Annotated in this window: 11 protein-coding genes and 1 pseudogene; 4 read left to right on the top strand and 8 right to left on the bottom strand. The window is 68.7% G+C overall.

Annotated features, from left to right (window positions below):
- Nucleotides 1-195 precede the first annotated feature (195 nt).
- The 4 genes and pseudogenes from H7290_RS19970 to H7290_RS19955 form a co-directional block, all read right to left on the bottom strand.
- Nucleotides 196-1,152, bottom strand: coding sequence for an electron transfer flavoprotein subunit alpha/FixB family protein (locus H7290_RS19970; protein WP_290515772.1), 957 nt, complete (start codon nucleotides 1,150-1,152; stop codon nucleotides 196-198).
- 18 nt (nucleotides 1,153-1,170) lie between these two features.
- A pseudogene (locus H7290_RS19965) lies at nucleotides 1,171-1,947 on the bottom strand (electron transfer flavoprotein subunit beta/FixA family protein); the annotation flags it as partial.
- Nucleotides 1,948-2,176: 229 nt separating this feature from the next.
- Nucleotides 2,177-3,799, bottom strand: a complete 1,623-nt coding sequence (locus H7290_RS19960) for a hypothetical protein (protein WP_290515771.1) — start codon at nucleotides 3,797-3,799, stop codon at nucleotides 2,177-2,179.
- Between the two features lie 4 nt (nucleotides 3,800-3,803).
- Nucleotides 3,804-6,848: a hypothetical protein gene (locus H7290_RS19955; protein ID WP_290515770.1), complete on the bottom strand. Its 3,045-nt coding sequence runs from the start codon at nucleotides 6,846-6,848 to the stop codon at nucleotides 3,804-3,806.
- 299 nt (nucleotides 6,849-7,147) lie between these two features.
- Between H7290_RS19955 and H7290_RS19950 the strand changes: the two genes are divergently transcribed.
- The 4 genes from H7290_RS19950 to H7290_RS19935 are packed head-to-tail and all read left to right on the top strand — an operon-like array spanning nucleotide 7,148 to nucleotide 10,839.
- A complete protein-coding gene (locus H7290_RS19950; protein ID WP_290515769.1) occupies nucleotides 7,148-8,422 on the top strand; it encodes a glycosyltransferase family 4 protein in 1,275 nt (424 codons plus the stop codon).
- Entirely contained in the window at nucleotides 8,409-9,122 is a 714-nt protein-coding gene (locus H7290_RS19945) for a bifunctional 2-polyprenyl-6-hydroxyphenol methylase/3-demethylubiquinol 3-O-methyltransferase UbiG (RefSeq protein ID WP_290515768.1), read from the top strand. The genes H7290_RS19950 and H7290_RS19945 overlap by 14 nt, the downstream gene beginning before the upstream one ends.
- A gap of 14 nt (nucleotides 9,123-9,136) precedes the next feature.
- Nucleotides 9,137-10,192 carry a prenyltransferase gene (locus H7290_RS19940; RefSeq protein ID WP_290515767.1) on the top strand — a complete coding sequence of 352 codons (1,056 nt, stop codon included), beginning with the start codon at nucleotides 9,137-9,139 and terminating at the stop codon, nucleotides 10,190-10,192.
- A complete protein-coding gene (locus tag H7290_RS19935; protein WP_290515766.1) occupies nucleotides 10,168-10,839 on the top strand; it encodes a class I SAM-dependent methyltransferase in 672 nt (223 codons plus the stop codon). Before H7290_RS19940 ends, H7290_RS19935 begins: the two co-directional genes overlap by 25 nt.
- Before the next feature lie 15 nt (nucleotides 10,840-10,854).
- Here H7290_RS19935 and glgB read toward each other — a convergent pair whose 3' ends face one another.
- The 4 genes from glgB to H7290_RS19915 form a co-directional block, all read right to left on the bottom strand.
- Complete coding sequence (gene glgB / locus H7290_RS19930; protein WP_290515765.1) at nucleotides 10,855-12,762, bottom strand: 1,4-alpha-glucan branching protein GlgB; 1,908 nt, start codon at nucleotides 12,760-12,762, stop codon at nucleotides 10,855-10,857.
- Nucleotides 12,763-12,766: 4 nt separating this feature from the next.
- Nucleotides 12,767-14,155 carry an aminoglycoside phosphotransferase gene (locus H7290_RS19925; RefSeq protein WP_290515764.1) on the bottom strand — a complete coding sequence of 463 codons (1,389 nt, stop codon included), beginning with the start codon at nucleotides 14,153-14,155 and terminating at the stop codon, nucleotides 12,767-12,769.
- Nucleotides 14,152-15,972: a maltose alpha-D-glucosyltransferase gene (gene treS / locus H7290_RS19920; protein ID WP_290515763.1), complete on the bottom strand. Its 1,821-nt coding sequence runs from the start codon at nucleotides 15,970-15,972 to the stop codon at nucleotides 14,152-14,154. Before treS ends, H7290_RS19925 begins: the two co-directional genes overlap by 4 nt.
- A gap of 48 nt (nucleotides 15,973-16,020) precedes the next feature.
- Nucleotides 16,021-17,942: alpha-1,4-glucan--maltose-1-phosphate maltosyltransferase (locus tag H7290_RS19915; protein WP_290515762.1), on the bottom strand; the 1,922-nt coding region annotated here is incomplete at its 5' end.

Raw genomic sequence — 17,942 nt, 5'->3', positions numbered from 1 at the left:
CGCGAGCGGGCGATTCCGCGCCGCTGGTCATGGGCACGATGATTCCTGCGGGGCCGGCGCATGCTGCGACGTGGGCGCAGACCTTGCTGCACGCGTGCCGCACCTTCGTCAGCGTGTCGCCACCACGTGTCGTTGCCTCTTGATGACGTGCGACGGCCGGCCAACCCCTTGGCGCGGGCCGACCGTCAGTCGCGATCAGCCCTTGCGCTTCTTGACCTCATCGGTGGCCTGCGGGAGGACAGCCTTCAGATCGCCCACCACGCCGAAGTCGACGAGCTCGAAGATCGGGGCTTCGTTGTCCTTGTTGACCGCCACGATCGTCTTGGACGTCTGCATGCCGGCCCGGTGCTGGATGGCACCAGAGATGCCATTGGCGACGTACAGCTGCGGCGAGACGGTCTTGCCGGTCTGCCCGACCTGGAACGAGTGCGGGTACCAGCCCGAGTCGACGGCCGCGCGGCTCGCGCCGACAGCGGCGCCGATGGAGTCGGCGAATGCCTCGACCTCGGTGAAGTCACCGCCGGTGCCACGCCCTCCGGAGACGACGATCGCGGCTTCGGTGAGCTCGGGGCGTCCCGACGCCTCCTTGGTCTTGGAGGAGGTGATCTTCGCAGTCTTGGCGAGGTCGGAGATCTCGATGGCCTTGGCCTCGACGACACCGGCACCCACAACGGCCTCCGGGGCAGCGGAGTTGGGTTTGACCGTGACGATGGGCGTGCCCGTGGTGACGGACGCCACGACCGTGAAGTTGCCGGCGAAGACCGACTGCGTCGTCGCGACACCCCCGTCGGCGGACTGCACGTCGACGGCGTCGGTGATCAGGCCCGACTCGGTCTTGATCGAGACGCGGGCAGCGATCTCCTTGCCCTCGCCGCCGGAGACGATGAGAACCGCCGCGGGCGACGTCTCGCTGACCAGGGCGGCCAACGCCTCTGCCTTGGGCACCACGAGGAACTCGCTGTAAGCGGCGTCGTCGTACACGTAGATCTTCTCTGCGCCGAACTCGGTGAGCTTGTCCTTGGCCGCGTCGACGTTGCCGCCGAAGAACACTGCGGATGGCTCGCCGAGGCGACGGGCGATCGTCAGCAGCTCGAGGGTCGGCTTGGTCACTGCGCCGTCGACATGGTCGACGACAACGAGAACTTCAGTCATGTGATCAGTTCCTTCACAGACGAACTTCTTGGCGGCGAGGAACTCGACGAGCTTGGTGCCGCCGCCTCCCTCGTCGGTGACGATCTCACCGGCGGTGCGCGGCGGGCGGGGCTCGTAGGACGTGACCTTCGTCCATGCAGCATTGGTGCCCACCGATGCGGCGTCGATGCCGAGATCGGACAACGTCCACTGCTGGACGTCCTTCTTCTTGGCGGCCATGATGCCCTTGAACGACGGGTAGCGGGCCTCGCCGGTCTGGTCGGTGACGCTGAGGACGAGCGGGCCGGTTGCCTCGATCGTCTCGGTTGCGGAGTCGCCGTCGCGACGGATCGTGATGGTCGAGCCGTCGGCCGTGATCTCCGAGCCCAGGGTCACCGCGGGGATGCCGAGGCGCTCGGCCACCATCGACGGGATGACACCCATCGAGCCGTCGGTCGAGGCCATGCCGAACACCAGCAGGTCGTAGTCGAGCTTCTTGAAAGCCTCGGCGAGCACGAGCGACGTTGCGGCGGCGTCAGAGCCATGGATGGCTTCGTCGTTGACGTGGACGCCTGCGTCGGCACCCATCTGCAGCGCCTTGCGCACGGCGTCGGCAGCCTCATCGGGTCCGACCGTCAGCACTGTGACCTCGCCGTCGCTGGCCTCAACGATCTTGAGAGCCTGCTCGACCGCGTACTCGTCGAGCTCGGAAAGAAGCCCGTCGACGCCTGCGCGGTCGACGGTGTTGTCGGAGCTGAATGTTCGGTCGGCAGTGGCGTCGGGGACGTACTTCACAGCGACGACAATTTTGGTCACAAGGACACTCCTGTGAATCTGGGGCACGACGACCAGTCGGGCATCGCGGCGGTCTGGGACTGTTTCAGGAGCCACCATCGCACGACTCGAGGTGTCGAAGCGACGAGGTCCTTCTTCCTGAGAATGTTACCCAGTGGTAGCAACCGGAGCGACCCATCCGGGCATGGAATAGATCACACGCGTCTAAGACAGGTGGACGCGACTCAGCGGCCACACCCTGACCGCGTCGTCACGCGTCGGCGCGGGACCTCAGGAACGACTGAGCAGCGAGACCGACCACGAGGTAGCCCAGCGAGCCGAGCCCGTAGGCCACGAGGGTGTTCTTCAGATCACCGTTCGTGCCGGAGAAGGCGAAGACATCTCGCAGCGGTCCGATCAGCGCGTCACACACGTCAAAGAGAATCGCGACGGAGGCGTTGTCATCGCCGATGCCTCGCGCCACCACGAGAGCGCCGGCCGCCAGCAAGACGGAGCAGATGAGTCCCACGGCGCCGACCGCGCCAGCCAGGACCAGGATGGCATTCCGGCGGCGTGCGGAGCTGTCGGTCGCTGACCCTGACGGGCCTGCGGCAACGCTCTTGGGCGCCGACTTCGCCTTGGCACGCCCCGGCTCGTTGATCTTCGCCTGAGCGCGCGCCTCGGACCCGGCAGCGGCCTTGCGGCGCAGCCTCTCCACGGGCGACACCTTGGGCTCGCGTGGGGCCTCCACGATGTGGTCGTCAGCCACCTTGGCTGCAGAAGCTCGGCGACCCGCCTTGCGCGCTGCGTGCTTCGAGTCGGCACGTCGCTGGCGTTCGGCCGACTTCACGTCCCGGTCGGTCTGCTCGTCCTGGTCGGTCTCGGCCTGGTCGGTCTCGGCCTGGTCGGTCTCGGCCTGGTCGGTCTCGTCCTGGTCGGTCTCGTCCTGGTCGGTCTCTTCCTGGTCGGTCTCTTCCGGGTCGGTCTCTTCCTGGTCGGTCTCGGCCTGGACGGTCTCGTCTTGGTCGGTCTCGCGCTCGTGAACGCCTGCCCGCACAGCCTCTCGCTCTTGGCGGGCACGCCTGGCGGCGTCGACGAGCGATGCCTCTGACTCGACGTCGGGCTCCGGACGCGAGGGCTCGGCCGGGACCATCTGCTCGGCCGGAGCCATCTGACTGTCATCAGAGACCTCAGGCGACTGCAGCTCAGCGGTGCGCGTGTCGACCCGGGCGGCCGATCGCGCAGCAGCGGCAGCAACCCGGGCGGCGACGTTCTCGGCCGCGGCGGCCTCCCGGACCTTGCTGCGCTCGCTGCGGGCTTGCTGCTTGGAGTCAGCCTTGGCCTGCGATGCCGAACCCTTGGCGATCCGGGCCTCGTCCTTGACCCGAGCACGCTCGTCACGTGCAGTCGTCCTTGGTCTGTCCCGCTCGCTGCGACTGGCAGCCTTGGCCTCGGCTCTGAGCTGACGCGGGTCTTCGGGTGGGGTCTCGCCCGGCGGAGGTCCCGCAGGCTCAGACCCATCCGGCCGCGCACCCTCCTGCCGCAGTCGGACAGCATCCAGCCGTTCCTGGTCTGCGACCACCTTGTCCGCGGCGGCCTTGTCCTTGGTGGCCTTGTTCGCGGCGGCCGCCTTCTCTGCCGCGACCGACTCCTGGGCGAGCCGGGCGTCCTCTTCGGACCGGGCACGCTCATCACGCGCGGCCGCCTTGGCCTGAGCCCTCGCGACACGTCGACTCGCACGGTCAGGCCTGGGCTCGGCGTCAGGCCGAGCCTCGGACGGCGCGGTGGCAACACGGTTGGTGAACTCAGGAACAACGCCCCCGGAAAGGGGAACCGGCTTGCTCTTCGCGTCAGCCGAACCTTCGAGGCCGGCGACGATCGAGCCTGCGGTCAAGACATTACCTGCGGCGGACGACTCTTTTTTTGATCTTGGGGGCGAGCGCCCCAGACCCGTCATTCACCGCCTCGAGCGTGTGCTCCGCGGATTCCTGCTCGTCCGGCGCGACTCCAGGTGACTCGTCCGGCGCCTCGTCGACGTACTCATCGACCATCCAAGCCTGCGTCGTCAGCGGCGTCATGGCCGACGTGTGGTTGGCCATCAGGATGTGTTCCTGCGCGACACGCTCGGCTTCGGCCTCGGCCGCGGCGACCCACTCGAGCGCCGTGCGCTCGGCCTCCTGCAGCTTCTCTTCGGCCGCGATGCGCGCCGCGGCAACAGCCTGGCTGAGCCGCTCCTGCGCGTCACGCTTGGACTGCACCGTGACACGTTCTGCCTCGGCCTGAGCTTGCGCGATGCGCTGCCTCGCGTCCTGCTCGGACCGCTCGGCAACCCTCCGAGCCTCGGCCTGGGCGGCCGCCACCCGATCGGCGGCATCCTTCTCGGCTTCGGACACCTTGCGCGCCGCGTCGGCCCGTGACGACTCGATCTCGGCGGCGAGCTTGCGCTCGGCAACGTCGCGCGCCTCATCGGCGGCCTTGGCAGACTCCGCAGCATCGGCCGCAACCCGCTCGGCTTCGGCCTCGGCGATCCTGACCTTGTCTGATGCCAGGCGCTCAGCCTCGGCGAGCTTGGCTGCCGCGTCGGCGCGTTCCGACACAGCCTCCCCGGCCAGCTTGGCGGCCTCCTTGTTGGCGCGGTCGACGAGCGCCTTCGCCTCATCGCGCTCGCGAGCGAGCTCGACTGCGGCGTCCTCGTGGCGGCGGGCAGCCTCGGCGGCAAGCCGATCGGCCTGGATCTTGGCGGCGACGAGCTTCTCGTCGGCCGCACGCTCGGCGTCGGCGACCCGCACAGCGATGGCAACCCGTTCGGCGGCCGTCTCCTGTGCGTACTTCTCGGCCTCGGCCTTGGCTGCACCGACGTGGCTCGAAGCGGTGTCTTCGGCCTCCTTGACGATGCGCTCGGACTCGGCCTTCACCTGGACCAGCCGGGCATCAGCCTCCTCACGCTCCCGGGCGAGCTGCGCCTGTGCTGCTTCACGATCTGACGCTGCCTGGGTAGCGACACTCTCAGCCTCAGCCCTCGCGGCGGCAACGTGGCCTCTCGAGGTGTCCTCGGCCTCCTTGACGATGCGCTCGGACTCAGCTTTCACCTGGACCAGCCGGGCATCAGCCTCCTCACGCTCCTTGGCGAGCTGCGCAAGCGCAGCCTCGCGGTCGGCGCCGGCCTGGGCGATGACCTTGTCGGCCTCGGCGCGGGCCTCCTCGATGCGACGCTGAGCATCCTTCTCTGCAGCGTCGAGACGGCGGGTCGCGGCCTCCTGGGCTGCTCGCTCGGACTCAGCCATGCGACGCTCCGCGGTGGCCTTGGCCTCCGCCTCGGCCTCCGCGGCGAGACGCTGAGCCTCGCTCTTGGCCTCCTCGATGCGGAGCTGGGCCTGGCGCTCAGCCTCCAGCTTGGCGCCGGCGACACGATCGTCAGCCTCCTGCTGGAGCTCGGCGATCTTGATGGCAGCGGCCTTGCGCTCACGCTCGATGTCGGCGGGGACACGGTCGGCCTCCTGCTGTGCGGCGCTGACACGCTCAGCGGCAGCCCGTTCAGCGGCCTTGAGCTTGGCGGTCGTGACCTCACGCTGCGCCGCCTCGTCGGCGGAGAGACGTGCGGTGACCTCGGCGCGCTCACGCGCGGCTTCCTCCATGAGCCGTCCCGCCTCGGCGCGGGCCGCAGCAACGCGTTGCTGTGCCGCAGCGCTCGCCGCAGCGAGCTTCTCGGCGAAGGTGACTGGCGGCCCGGCGGCCGGGGTGGACGACAGCTCTGAGGCGACCATCGCGGACGGTGCGACGACTTCACGCTGCGGCTTAGACTCCGCCGCGGCGGGCTTCACGACGTGGAGGTCAGGCTCGGAGCCCTTGGACGTGTTGGCCTCGGGGGCGGGCTCGAGGGGTTTGGGCTGGTCGGCGGTGTCGTCGTCGTCGTCCGGACCCTCGACTGCTGCGGCGGCCGTCTCGTCCACCGGGACCTGGTCGGACTGGTCGGACTCGATCGTCTCGATCACGCGTTCCTCGACGACTTCCGGTCCGGGTGTGCGCTCGGGCTCTGCCTGAGCCTTGAGCGGCACGACAATCGCCTCGTCGATGCCTGCCGAGTACTCCGCTGCAGTAGGCGGGCCACCAGCGGCACGAGAACCGATGACCGAGTCGCGAGTAGACGACACCGGGGTGGACGAGCTCGAGTCAGACGAACCGTGGGTGGACGGTGCAGCGGTCGATGAGTCGTCTGTGGGCGCGTCGCGGGTCGGTATCTCCTGCGGGACCGGCGCAGCGGTCGGCGAGTCGGTGTCGCGGATGGCATCGAGCTTCTGCGTGGCCCCGGGCCCGGACCAGTCCTGGTCGGGCGGAGTGGCGACAGCCTCACGAGCGGCGTCGAGCTTCTCTGCCAGCGTCCGGTCGGCGAGCGTACGGTCGGACAGAACCGGCTCGGACGGCACGGGCTCGGACAGCGCCGGCTCGGATTGCGCCGGCGTGGTTGACGGCGTCGCGGCATCGTCCGGACCGGCATCGTTCGGACCGGCATCGTCCGTACCAAGATCGGTCGTCCCGGGCTTCTCGGGCGAGGCATCATCAGTCTTGTCGTCGCGGCGGTTGGCATAACGCTTCGAGGCGGCGAACGCCCTGGCGGCAGCGCGCTCGTCACGACGTTTGTCGGCGGCGACCTGACGGGCAGCCTTCGCGACGGCGCGGCGGGCACCGCGAGGATTGTCTCCCTCGTCCTGCTGCTCGTCCGTGCCTGCGGTGGCATCGGCCGCACCGGCAGCGTCGATGCCGGCGACTGAACGCGACAGGACGTCCGCGGGGCTGGGGCGGGGGGTGGTTCCCTGCCTGGAAGCGATGGACGAAGCCGGCCTGTTGGCCTGTCCCATCTCCTCCTTTGCCAGCATCTCCGCAGCAACCTGCAGCGGGTCGGCGCGTCGACGCTCGACCGGATGGTTGGACTCTGAGTCGGACATGACTCCCCTTCGTCGACAACTGATCGCATGCGCTGCTGCTGGCAAGACGTCCTCAGTATGCCCCATCAGCACCACCTGTCACACGGGTTTTAACACCCTGTGACCTGCGCCCCCCACGCCCAAACCGAATGCTCGGACGCATGTCCTACAACGATCAACAAGGCCTGGAGTCATGCCCCCACACGGGTCAGGACGCCAAGAATCCTTTCGCCGTCCTGACCGCGCGCCACCGGGCACGCGGCGCTTCCGGCGACCCGGCATGATGGAGCCTCTACCGACCAGTAACCGAGGAGGCCCGGGTGCGCATCGCTCTGCTGTCCTACCGGAGCAAGGAACACTGCGGAGGCCAAGGCGTCTACGTACGGCACCTCAGCCAGGGACTCGTCGATCTCGGTCATGACGTCGAGGTCTTCTCCGGGCAGCCGTACCCGTCCGGCCTCGACCCCAGGGTCGTCTTGACGAAGGTGCCGAGCCTCGACCTGTTCCGCGAGCCAGACCCCTTTCGGACGCCTCGTCCCAGCGAGTTCCACAGCGCCACCGACGTCCTGGAGTACGCGCTGACGCTGACAGGGTGCTTCGCCGAGCCGCTCACCTTCAGCCTGCGTGTTGCCCGCATCATGCGCGGGAGAGTCGATGACTTCGACGTCGTGCATGACAATCAGAGCCTCGGCTACGGGCTGCTGGCGGTCATGCGGCGTGGCATGCCGCTCGTGGCGACCGTCCACCACCCCATCAGCCGCGACCGCGCGGTCGATCTCGCCGCCGCACCGCGGAAACGCAGGCTGTCGGTCCGCCGCTGGTACTCCTTTGTCCCGATGCAGGCCCGCGTCGCGCGTCGAATCCCGATCGTTGTCGCCGTTGCCGGGACATCGGCGGCCGACTCCGTCCAGGACTTCGGCCTCGAACCTTCGCAGATGCGGGTTGTGCCGCTGGGCGTCGACACCGAGCTCTTCGCCCCCTCCACGGGCAGGGTGCCCGGTCGCATCGTGGCGATCGCCAGCGCCGACCGACCCCTCAAGGGCGTGGTGCACCTCCTCGACGCCGCCGCCAAGCTGCGCACCGACCACGACGTCGAGCTGCAGCTGGTGTCGAACCTCGACCCGGGCGGTCTGACCGAGCGCCGCATCACTGAGCTCGGCATCGGCGACGCGGTCACGGTCGTCAACGGAATCTCCGACGAGCAGCTCGCCGCACTCCTCGCCTCAGCAGAGGTCATGTGCGTCCCTTCGCTCTACGAGGGCTTCTCACTCCCGACAGTCGAGGCGATGTCGTGCGGCACCCCCGTCGTCGCGAGCCGTGCCGGCGCTCTGCCCGAGGTGGTCGGTGCCGACCCTCTGACCGGATCGAGCGAGTGCGCCGTGCTCGTCGAGCCCGGCGACGCGGAGGCCTTGGCCGCTGCCATCCGTGGGCTGCTCGACTCGCCCACCGAACGTGCGCGGCTCGGCGCTGCCGGCCGGGCCCGAGCGCTCGAACGTTACAGCTGGGTCTCGGTGGCCCGCGCAACCGTCGAGGCCTACACCGAGGCGATCCTCGCTGCCGACCGCACCACCAGGAGACGACATGCTGACCGCTGACTTCGACAGGCTCCGGGTGGGCCGCGGCACCCGCTTCATCGACGTGGGCGCCGGCGCTGGCCGCCACTCGTACGAGGCGCTGCGTCGCGGAGCCGTCGTGACCGCGTACGACATGGACGAGGTCGAGCTCAAGGGAGTCAACGAGATGTTCGGGGCGCTGGAGGCTGCTGGCGAGGTGCCTGCTGGCGGCAGCGCCGAGACTGTCGTCGGCGACGTGCTCGACATGCCCTACGACGACGGGTCTTTCGACGTCGTACTGGCCTCGGAGATCCTCGAGCACGTGCCACAGGACGACCGAGCGATCGCCGAGCTCGTCCGCATCCTGACACCCGGTGGCATCCTCGCCATCACGGTGCCGCGATGGCTGCCCGAGCGCATCTGCTGGGCGCTGTCGGATGAGTACCACGCCAACGAGGGCGGTCACATCCGCATCTTCCGTGCTAACGAGCTCACGGCCAAGGTCGTGGCCGCGGGCCTGGAGTTCACCGACCAGCACCACGCACACGCACTGCACTCCCCCTTCTGGTGGCTCAAGTGCGCCGTGGGCGTGCAGCGCGACCAGCACCCGCTCGTCCGGACGTACCACCGGCTGCTGGTGTGGGACATGATGAAGGCGCCGGCTGCCACCCGTCTCGCGGAACGCGCGCTCAACCCCGTCCTCGGCAAGAGCGTCGCTCTGTACTTCCGGAAGCCGATCTGATCGTGGTGCTGGCCATGCCGTCCGTCGACGGCGCACTCACCGAGGCCCAGGCCAGACAGACCGCCGACTCCATCGCGCGGACGCAGCTGCGGTCGGGAGCCATCCCATGGTTCGTGGGCGGGCACACCGACCCGTGGGACCACGTGCAGGGGGCGATGGCGCTCAGCGCCGCAGGACGCCTCGACGAGGCCGAGCGTGCGTACATGTGGTCGGCATCCGCGCAGAGGCCCGACGGCTCGTGGGCCATCCGGTACCAGGACGAGGTCGTGCACGACCCGCACACAGACTCCAACTTCTGCGCCTACCTCGCCACTGGCGTCTGGCACCACTGGCTCGTGACGGGCGACCGGTCGTTCGTACGGCAAATGTGGCCGACCGTCGCCCGTGGCATCGAGGTCGCCCTCGGCATGCAGCGGCCCGACGGCGCCATTGCCTGGGCCCGCACCGACGCCGGCGTCGAGCCCGAGGCCCTGGTCACGGGCAACGCCAGCATCCACCTGAGCCTGCGGTGCGCGACGGCCCTCGCCGAGCTGATCGGTGAGGCTCGGCCCGACTGGGAGCTGGCGGCCGGCCGCCTCCGGCACGCCCTCGACGACCATCCCCAGCTGTTCAGCCACAAGGCGACCCACTCGATGGACTGGTACTACCCGCTTCTCGGTGGCGGGCTTGCCCGCGGGCGGGCCGAGTCTCGCATCGACGAGCACTGGGATGTGTTCGTCGTGGCCGGGCTGGGCGCTCGGTGCGTCTCGACCAACCCGTGGGTCACGGGGGCGGAGACCTGCGAGCTCGCTCTCGCCCTCGACACGATCGGCCGCACCGGTGAGGCGCGCGCACAGCTCGGCGCGATGCAGCACCTGCGCCACGACGACGGGTCGTACTGGACCGGTCTGGTCTACGACGACAACACCCGCTGGCCCGTCGAACGGACGACATGGACGGCAGCCACGGTCATCCTCGCCGCCGACGCCCTGTCGCGGACCACGCCGGCCAACGGCCTGTTCCGTGGCGAAAACTTGCCTGCGTGCGACTGGGAGGTGAGCGAGTCATGCCCGTGCCCGACGCTGCGCTGACCGCGTTCCCCGACCACCTGGCGTCGCTCGCCGAGTCCGTCAAGGGGTTCATGCCGCTCGACGAGGGCCTTGCGCTGCATGCCGCCGCACAGCGCCACGTCCGCGGTGGCGTCGCGGTCGAGATCGGTACCTACTGCGGCAAGTCGACGATCTTCCTGGCGCACGCGGCATCGACGACCGGCTCGACGGTCGTGACGATCGATCACCACCGCGGCTCCGAGGAGCACCAGGTGGGTTGGGAGTATCACGACTCGACGCTTGTCGACCCCGAGTCGGGCCTCTTCGACACCCTGCCGACACTGCGTCGCGTTCTATCGTCCTCGGGTCTCGAGGACGTCGTGGTGCCGATGGTCGGACGGTCGGCGGCGATCTCCCGCTGGTGGCAGACCCCAATCGACCTCGTCTTCATCGACGGTGGCCACACCGACGAGGCCGCACAGCTGGACTTCCACGGCTGGGCCCCGTGGGTGCGGACCGGTGGTGCGCTGGTCATCCACGACGTGTTCCCCGACCCGGCCGACGGCGGGCAGGCTCCGTACCGCATCTACTGCGCGGCCCTCGACAGCGGCGAGTTCGTCGAAGAGCTGGTGGTCGGCTCGATGCGCATCCTTCGCCGCACCTCCCCGCCCGTCACTCGACGCCCCTGAGCGGTGGCTCACTGCTCAGGGGTCAGGGGTGAGCCAGAGGACTCCTGACGGAGGAAGCTGCAGGACTGCCGACGCGGGTTGTCCGTGCCAGGGCAGGGACTCAGCCTCGACGGTGCCCATGTTGCCGACGCCAGAGCCGCCGTAGACCTGGCTGTCGGTATTGATGACCTCTCGCCATCGACCGGCAGACGGAAGACCGACGCGGTAGTCGTGGTGCGGGCCACCGGAGAAGTTGGCCACGCACGCAACCCGCGAGCCGTCCGACCCGATGCGCAGGAAGCAGATGACATTGCCGCCCACGTCACTCGCGTCGATCCACTGGAACCCCTCGGGACGGCCGTCGGCCGAGTAGAGGGCCGGCGCCGACCGGTAGAACGTGTTGAGGTCGCTCACCAGGTGCAGCACGCCCGCGTGCAGAGGGTCGTCGAGCTGGCCCCAGTCGAGCGACCCCGACTCGGCCCACTCCCCCTCCTGACCGAACTCACCGCCCATGAACAGCATCTGCTTGCCGGGATGCGCCCACATGAAGGCCAGCAGTGCGCGCACGCCGGCCGCCTTGTTCCAGGCGTCGCCGGGCATGCGCTGCCACAGCGACCCCTTGCCGTGCACCACTTCGTCGTGCGACAGCGGCAGCACGAAGTGCTCGGTCCAGGCGTAGTCGATCGAGAAGGTCATCTCCCCGTGGTGGTGCGACCGGTGCACCGGCTCGTGGCCGAGGTAGTCGAGCGTGTCGTGCATCCAGCCCATGTTCCACTTGAAGCCGAAGCCGAGCCCGCCGCTGCTGGTGGGACTGCTGACACCCGGCCACGCGGTCGATTCCTCGGCAATCATCAGGACGCCGGGGTGGTGCTTGTAGACCGTCGCGTTGAGCTCCTGCAGCAGCTGCACCGCCTCGAGGTTCTCGCGCCCCCCGTGCCGGTTGGGCTCCCACTCGCCGTCCTTGCGCGAGTAGTCGAGGTAGAGCATCGAGGCGACAGCATCGACCCGCAGGCCGTCGAGGTGGAACTCCTCGAACCAGAACAGCGCGTTGGCGACCAGGAAGTTGCGCACCTCGGCCCGCCCGAAGTCGAACACGTACGTGCCCCAGTCGGGCTGCTCGCCCCGGCGCGGGTCGGCGTGCTCGTAGAGAGGGGCACCGTCGAACCGCGCGAGCGCCCACTCGTCGCGCGGGAAGTGTGCCGGCACCCAGTCGACGATGACGCCGAAGCCGCGCTGGTGGAGCTCATCGACGAACCAGCGGAAGTCATCGGGTGAGCCGAACCGTGACGTCGGCGCGTAGTAGGACGTGACCTGGTAGCCCCACGACCCGCCGAACGGGTGCTCGGCCACCGGCATGAGCTCGACATGCGTGAAGCCTGTCTCGGTGAGGTAGTCCGCCAGCTCGTCGGCCAGCTCGCGGTAGTCCAGACCGGGATGCCACGAGCCGAGGTGAACCTCGTAGATGCTCATCGGGGCGTCGAGCCACGTCGTGGAATTGCGCTCGGTGACCCACGCCTCGTCCTTCCAGACGTGCTGAGGCTGGCTGACGACCGAGGCGGTGGCGGGTGGGACCTCGGTGGCGAACGCCATCGGGTCGGCCTTCTCGTGCCAGCCACCATCGCGTCCGTGGATGCGGAACTTGTAGTGCGTCCCGGCGCCGACACCGGGGACGAACAGGTCCCAGACACCGGACGACCCGAGCGACCTCATGGCGTGCTCCCCGCCGTCCCATCCGTTGAAGCCGGCGGCCACCTGCACCGCCTGCGCGTTCGGCGCCCACACGGTGAACGCGGTGCCCTCCACCGGACCGGCGCCGGCATCGTGCGTGCGAACGTGGGCACCGAGGACGTCCCACAGCCGCTCGTGCCGACCCTCACTGATGAGGTGGAGGTCAAGCTCGCCGACGGACGGCGGCCAGGCCCGGGTCTGATGTGCGTCGTTCACGGGGTCACTCACCTTCGGTCATGATGCGGACGATCGATGCCAGCGGCACCGACAGCCAGTCGGGTCGGTTGGCGTGCTCGTACGCCACCTCGTACACGGCCTTGTCGAGCTCGAGCGCGCGCAGGAGGTCGGCCCGGTCGCGAGGATCCTGCTCAGCCACCGCGGCGTAGCCGTCGCAGAAAGCCTCGCGGTTGCGGTGTGCCCACGACATCGCCCAGGCGGTCGACTCCGGATCGGGCGGTCGACCGACGAGAAGCTGCTGAGCCGCATAGTCGAACGAGCGCAGCATGCCCGCCACGTCGCGCAGTGGCGACCGCAGCGCAGCGCGCTCGGCGAGGCTCGAGGCTGGCTCGCCCTCGAAGTCGAGCAGCAACCAGCCGTTGAGCGTGCGCAAGACCTGGCCGAGGTGGAGGTCGCCGTGGACGTACTGCACCGGTAGGGGCAGCGGCGTCTCAGCGACCTTGCCGAGGGCCTCACGCAGTGCCGGGACATGCTCGACCAGCTCGGGCACGGCGGCGGCAGCCCGATCGAGACGTTCGAGCATCGACGCGACACTGGCGTCGAGCTCAGCCGCGTCGGCCTGTTCGACGCCCAACGCGCGGGCAAGGTCGGCGTGAACCGTGGCAACAGCCCGGCCCAGTCTTTCCGCCTCGCCGGCGAAGTCGCCGCCGAGCTCCCCCGGGGGAAGCGATGGCTCTGCCATGAAGTCCCGGACGCTCGTCGTCGCCATGACCCAGCCGTCAGCGGCATCGGGCATGAAGCGTTGCAGCATGCCGATCGTCCACGGCTCCCCGTCGAGCTCGGCAGTGATCGAGCCGAGCGGGTCGGCTATGTGGTGGCACCCCACCTCCCGCAGGGCACGGTGCAGCATGAGGTCCTTGTTGAGGCCGGGCGTGAGCTTGCGAAACAGCTTGAGGATGTACTGCCTGCCGTACACGAGCGAGGTGTTGCTCTGCTCGGACGTGATCGGGTGGGCCCGTAGGCCCGTGGTCAGCTCGGCACCGGGCTCGGTGGCGAAGCTCAGTCCGCCGACCCGCTCCCCCGCCGCGATGAGATCGAGCAGCGGCGCCGTCAGATCGGCATCACCGCTTGCCTCGTAGCACGTCAGCCCGCTGTCGAGCCCGATCGAGGCAGATGAGGCAACGTCAGGCAGCTGTGACTGCCTGCTGCCGATCAGCAGCTGATACGGCTCGGTCCGATCGCCCTGCTCGACCTCGACCACGAGGTGGATCAGCAGCGGGTCGCCGTCGAGGACCGTCGTCCAGGTCAGTGCCCGCACGGCCGTGATGTCGCGGTCCTTGCCGGCGAACCAGCGCTGCGTGGGCAGCCACGCCGGCAGCTCGTTCGACAGGTGCGCCACCAGCTCGTCGTGCGATGCGGGAATGTCCGTCATGCGAGGCTCCTTCTCTCACCCTCGTCGCCCAGCTCGGACAGCTGGAACCAGTAGAAGCCGTGACCCGGCAACGTCAGGAAGTAGGGCAGCTCGCCGATGCGCGGAAACCTGACGCTCCCGGTGAGCTCGACCGGCGTGGCGCCCTGATGCTCGGAGAGGTCGAGCTCGACGGGCTGCGGGAACCTCGAGAGGTTGTTGACGCAGAGCACGACGTCGAGCTCGCCGTCGGGCCGCACCCAGTGGCGCTTGTAGGTCAGCACGCTGGGGTTGGAGCCTCCGAGGTCGACGAACTCCCCTTCCGCGAAAGCGTGGTGCTGCTTGCGGACCTGGATCATCCGGCGGGTCCAGTTCAGGAGTGACGACGCGTTGCCCTGCTGCGACTCGACGTTGATGGCCTCGTACCCGTAGGTCGGGTCCATGATCGGCGGCAGGTATACGCGGCCGGGATCGGACCGCGAGAAGCCGGCGTTGCGGTCAGGCGACCACTGCATCGGCGTCCGCACAGCGTCGCGGTCGCCGAGCCAGATGTTGTCGCCCATGCCGATCTCGTCGCCGTAGTACAGCACCGGTGAGCCTGGCAGGCTCAGCAGCATCGCCGTGAAGAGCTCGAGCTGGTTGCGGTCGTTGTCGAGCAGTGGCGCGAGCCGCCTGCGGATACCGATGTTCGCCTTCATGCGCGGGTCCTTGGCGTACTCCTGATACATGTAGTCACGCTCGTCATCGGTGACCATCTCGAGGGTCAGCTCGTCGTGATTGCGTAGGAAGATGCCCCACTGCGTGCCGGACGGGATCTCGGGGGTCTGGGCCAGAATCTCCGAGATCGGGAACCGCGACTCGCGCCGAACCGCCATGAAGATGCGTGGCATGAGCGGGAAGTGGAACGCCATGTGGCACTCGTCGCCGCCGACGTCGGGGTTGCCGAAGTATTCGACGACGTCGGACGGCCACTGGTTGGCCTCGGCGAGCAGGATGCGACCGGGATACTCCCTGTCGATCGTCGCCCGGCACTTGCGGAGGTACTCGTGCGTCCGCGGGAGGTTCTCGCAGTTGGTGCCCTCCTCCTCGAACAGGTAGGGAACCGCGTCGAGCCGGAACCCATCGATGCCAAGGTCGAGCCAGAAACGCAGGACGTCGAGCATGGCCTCCTGCACCTCCTCGTTCTCGAAGTTGAGATCAGGCTGGTGGCTGAAGAAACGATGCCAGTAGAACTGCCCGCGCACCGGGTCGTACGTCCAGTTGGACGACTCGGTGTCGACGAAGATGACCCGCGCGTCGGAGTAGGCGGAGTCGTCGTCGCTCCACACGTAGTAGTCGCCGTAGGGGCCGTCGGGCTCGTGACGAGACTGCTGGAACCATGGGTGTGCGTCGGACGTGTGGTTCAGCACGAGGTCGGTGATGACCCGGATGTTGCGCTTGTGCGCTTCCTCGAGCAGGAAGACGAAGTCGTCGACCGTGCCGAACTCCGGCAGCACTGCCCGGAAGTCGCTGATGTCGTAGCCACCGTCGCGCAGCGGCGAGGCGTAGAAGGGTGGGAGCCACAGGCAGTCGACGCCGAGCCACTGGAGGTAGTCGAGCTTGCCGGCAAGCCCACGAAGGTCGCCCGTGCCGTCGCCGTTGGAGTCGGCGAACGCCCGCACCAGCACCTCGTAGAACACCGCGTGCTTGAACCACACGGGGTCGCTCGGGGCCTGCTCAGCATGGCCGAAGTCGTCGGCCTGTGGCTCGACGAGCGTGCCGTCCTCTGCCACCGCCTCACCGGTGTGCGGCGTGTTCTCCAGGCCTTCCAGCGCAGCGTCGGGCGCGTGGTCCTGTGGCATCTGGTCTCCTTGGTCCTGCATTGAGAATTGGTCTGTGCCGGGTGCTGGTCAGGCGTCGCGGCGGGTCACGCCGATGATGTGCGCGGTCGCACGGAACGGGTCGAGACGCACGTAGTTGGACTCGCCCCAGTCGTAGGTCTCGCCGGTCACCTCGTCGTGAGCGATCAGTCGGTCGCCGGGCGAGCAGCCCAGGGCCGCCATGTCGAGCCACAACGTGCCCTCGCGGGACTCGTGCGGGTCGAGCGATACCACGGTCAGGACGGTGTCGCCGGTGGCCGGGTCGCGCTTGGAATAGGCCAGCAGTGCCTCGTGGTCGACGGCGTGGAAGTGCAGGGTGCGCATCTGCTGCAGCGCAGGGTGCGCCCTGCGGATCTCGTTGAGCCTCGTCAACCAGGGCTGCAGCGATCGTCCCTCGGCCAGCGCACCGGCATAGTCGCGTGGCCGGAGCTCGTACTTCTCGGAGTCGAGGTACTCCTCGCTGCCGGGCTTGACGGGCTGGTGCTCGTAGAGCTCGAAGCCGGAGTAGACGCCCCACGTGGGAGAGAGGGTCGCGGCCAGGGCCGCACGGATCGCGAACATCCCCGGCCCGCCGACCTGCAGGTGCGCGGGCAAGATGTCGGGCGTGTTGACGAACAGGTTGGGTCGGCCCTCGTCCCAGTGGTCGCGCACCTCGGTGCCGAAGTCGATCAGCTCCTGCTTGGACGTGCGCCACGTGAAGTAGGTGTAGCTCTGGGTGAACCCGGCGCGCGCGAGCCCGTAGAGACGTGCCGGTCGGGTGAACGCCTCCGCGAGGAACAGCACGTCAGGGTGGTCGGCCTTGACCGCGGCGATCAGCCAGGCCCAGAAGTCGGGAGGCTTCGTGTGGGGGTTGTCGACCCGGAAGATGCGCACGCCGCGCTCGACCCACACCAGCGTGACCCTGAGCATCTCCTCATAGATGGCTCGCGGGTCGTTGTCGAAGTTGAGCGGATAGATGTCCTGATACTTCTTCGGCGGGTTCTCGGCGAAGGCGATCGTGCCGTCGGGAAGCGTCGTGAAGAAGTCGGGATGATCGGTGACCCAAGGGTGGTCGGGCGCCACCTGCAGGGCCAGGTCGAGTGCGACCTCCATGCCGAGCTGGCCGGCTCGGGCCACGAGGTCGGCAAACTCCGCGGCGGTGCCGAGCTCGGGGTGGATGGCGTCGTGCCCACCCTCCTTCGCGCCGATGGCCCACGGCGAACCGACATCGTGCCGGCCAGGCGTCAGCGAGTTGTTGGGGCCCTTGCGGTTGACCCGTCCAATGGGGTGGATCGGAGGCAGGTAGACGACGTCGAAGCCCATGTCGGCGACGCGGTCGAGCTCGGCGGTCGCCGTGGCGAACGTGCCGTGGACGGGCTTGCCCTTCGAGTCGAGGCCGCCCGTCGACCGTGGGAAGAACTCGTACCAGGACCCGTACGCGGCGCGCTCGCGGTCGACCCAGACCCTGCGGGTCGGCCCCTTCGTGAGCAGCTCACGGACGGGGTGGGTGCGCATGACCAGCTGGACTGCGTCGGACATGGCCGGGCCCACCCGAGCACCGAGCGGGAGATCAGCCGCGCGCAGTGCCGCAGCCGCACCCTCGAGCTGGGGACGTTCGTGACGACGGTCGCGCCGTGCAGCGACCTCATCGAGCAGGCGAGCACCGAGCTCGAGGTCGTTGGCGAGCTCGGCCGGGGTCTGCTGAGCCTCGACCTTGACCTTGATGGCGTGCGCGACGGTGGTCCACGGATCGCTCCACGCGTCGACCCGGAACGTCCAGAGACCCACGGAGTCCGGGACGATGACAGCACCGAAACGGTCGAGGCCCGTGCCCTGCTCGACCATGTGCGTCAAGCGGTCACGCCTGTCGCCCGGACCACGCCATGCCACGGTGCCCGCAACGGCGTCGTGGCCCTCCCGCCAGATCGTCGCCAGCACGGGAACGTGCTCACCGATGACGGCCTTGGCGGGAT

Origin of the sequence: Aeromicrobium sp. (genome assembly GCF_014378035.1) — a bacterium.
Lineage (GTDB): Bacteria > Actinomycetota > Actinomycetes > Propionibacteriales > Nocardioidaceae > Aeromicrobium.
The sequence above is the reverse complement of the archived record's forward strand: the minus strand, read 5'-3'. Positions and strand labels throughout refer to the sequence as shown.

Coding starts and splice junctions, on each gene's coding strand:
- H7290_RS19970 (WP_290515772.1), bottom strand. CDS start 1,152: ATGACTGAAGTTCTCGTTGTCGTCGACCATGTCGACGGCGCAGTGACC.
- H7290_RS19955 (WP_290515770.1), bottom strand. CDS start 6,848: ATGTCCGACTCAGAGTCCAACCATCCGGTCGAGCGTCGACGCGCCGAC.
- H7290_RS19945 (WP_290515768.1), top strand. CDS start 8,409: ATGCTGACCGCTGACTTCGACAGGCTCCGGGTGGGCCGCGGCACCCGC.
- H7290_RS19940 (WP_290515767.1), top strand. CDS start 9,137: ATGCCGTCCGTCGACGGCGCACTCACCGAGGCCCAGGCCAGACAGACC.
- H7290_RS19935 (WP_290515766.1), top strand. CDS start 10,168: ATGCCCGTGCCCGACGCTGCGCTGACCGCGTTCCCCGACCACCTGGCG.
- H7290_RS19925 (WP_290515764.1), bottom strand. CDS start 14,155: ATGACGGACATTCCCGCATCGCACGACGAGCTGGTGGCGCACCTGTCG.
- treS (WP_290515763.1), bottom strand. CDS start 15,972: ATGCCACAGGACCACGCGCCCGACGCTGCGCTGGAAGGCCTGGAGAAC.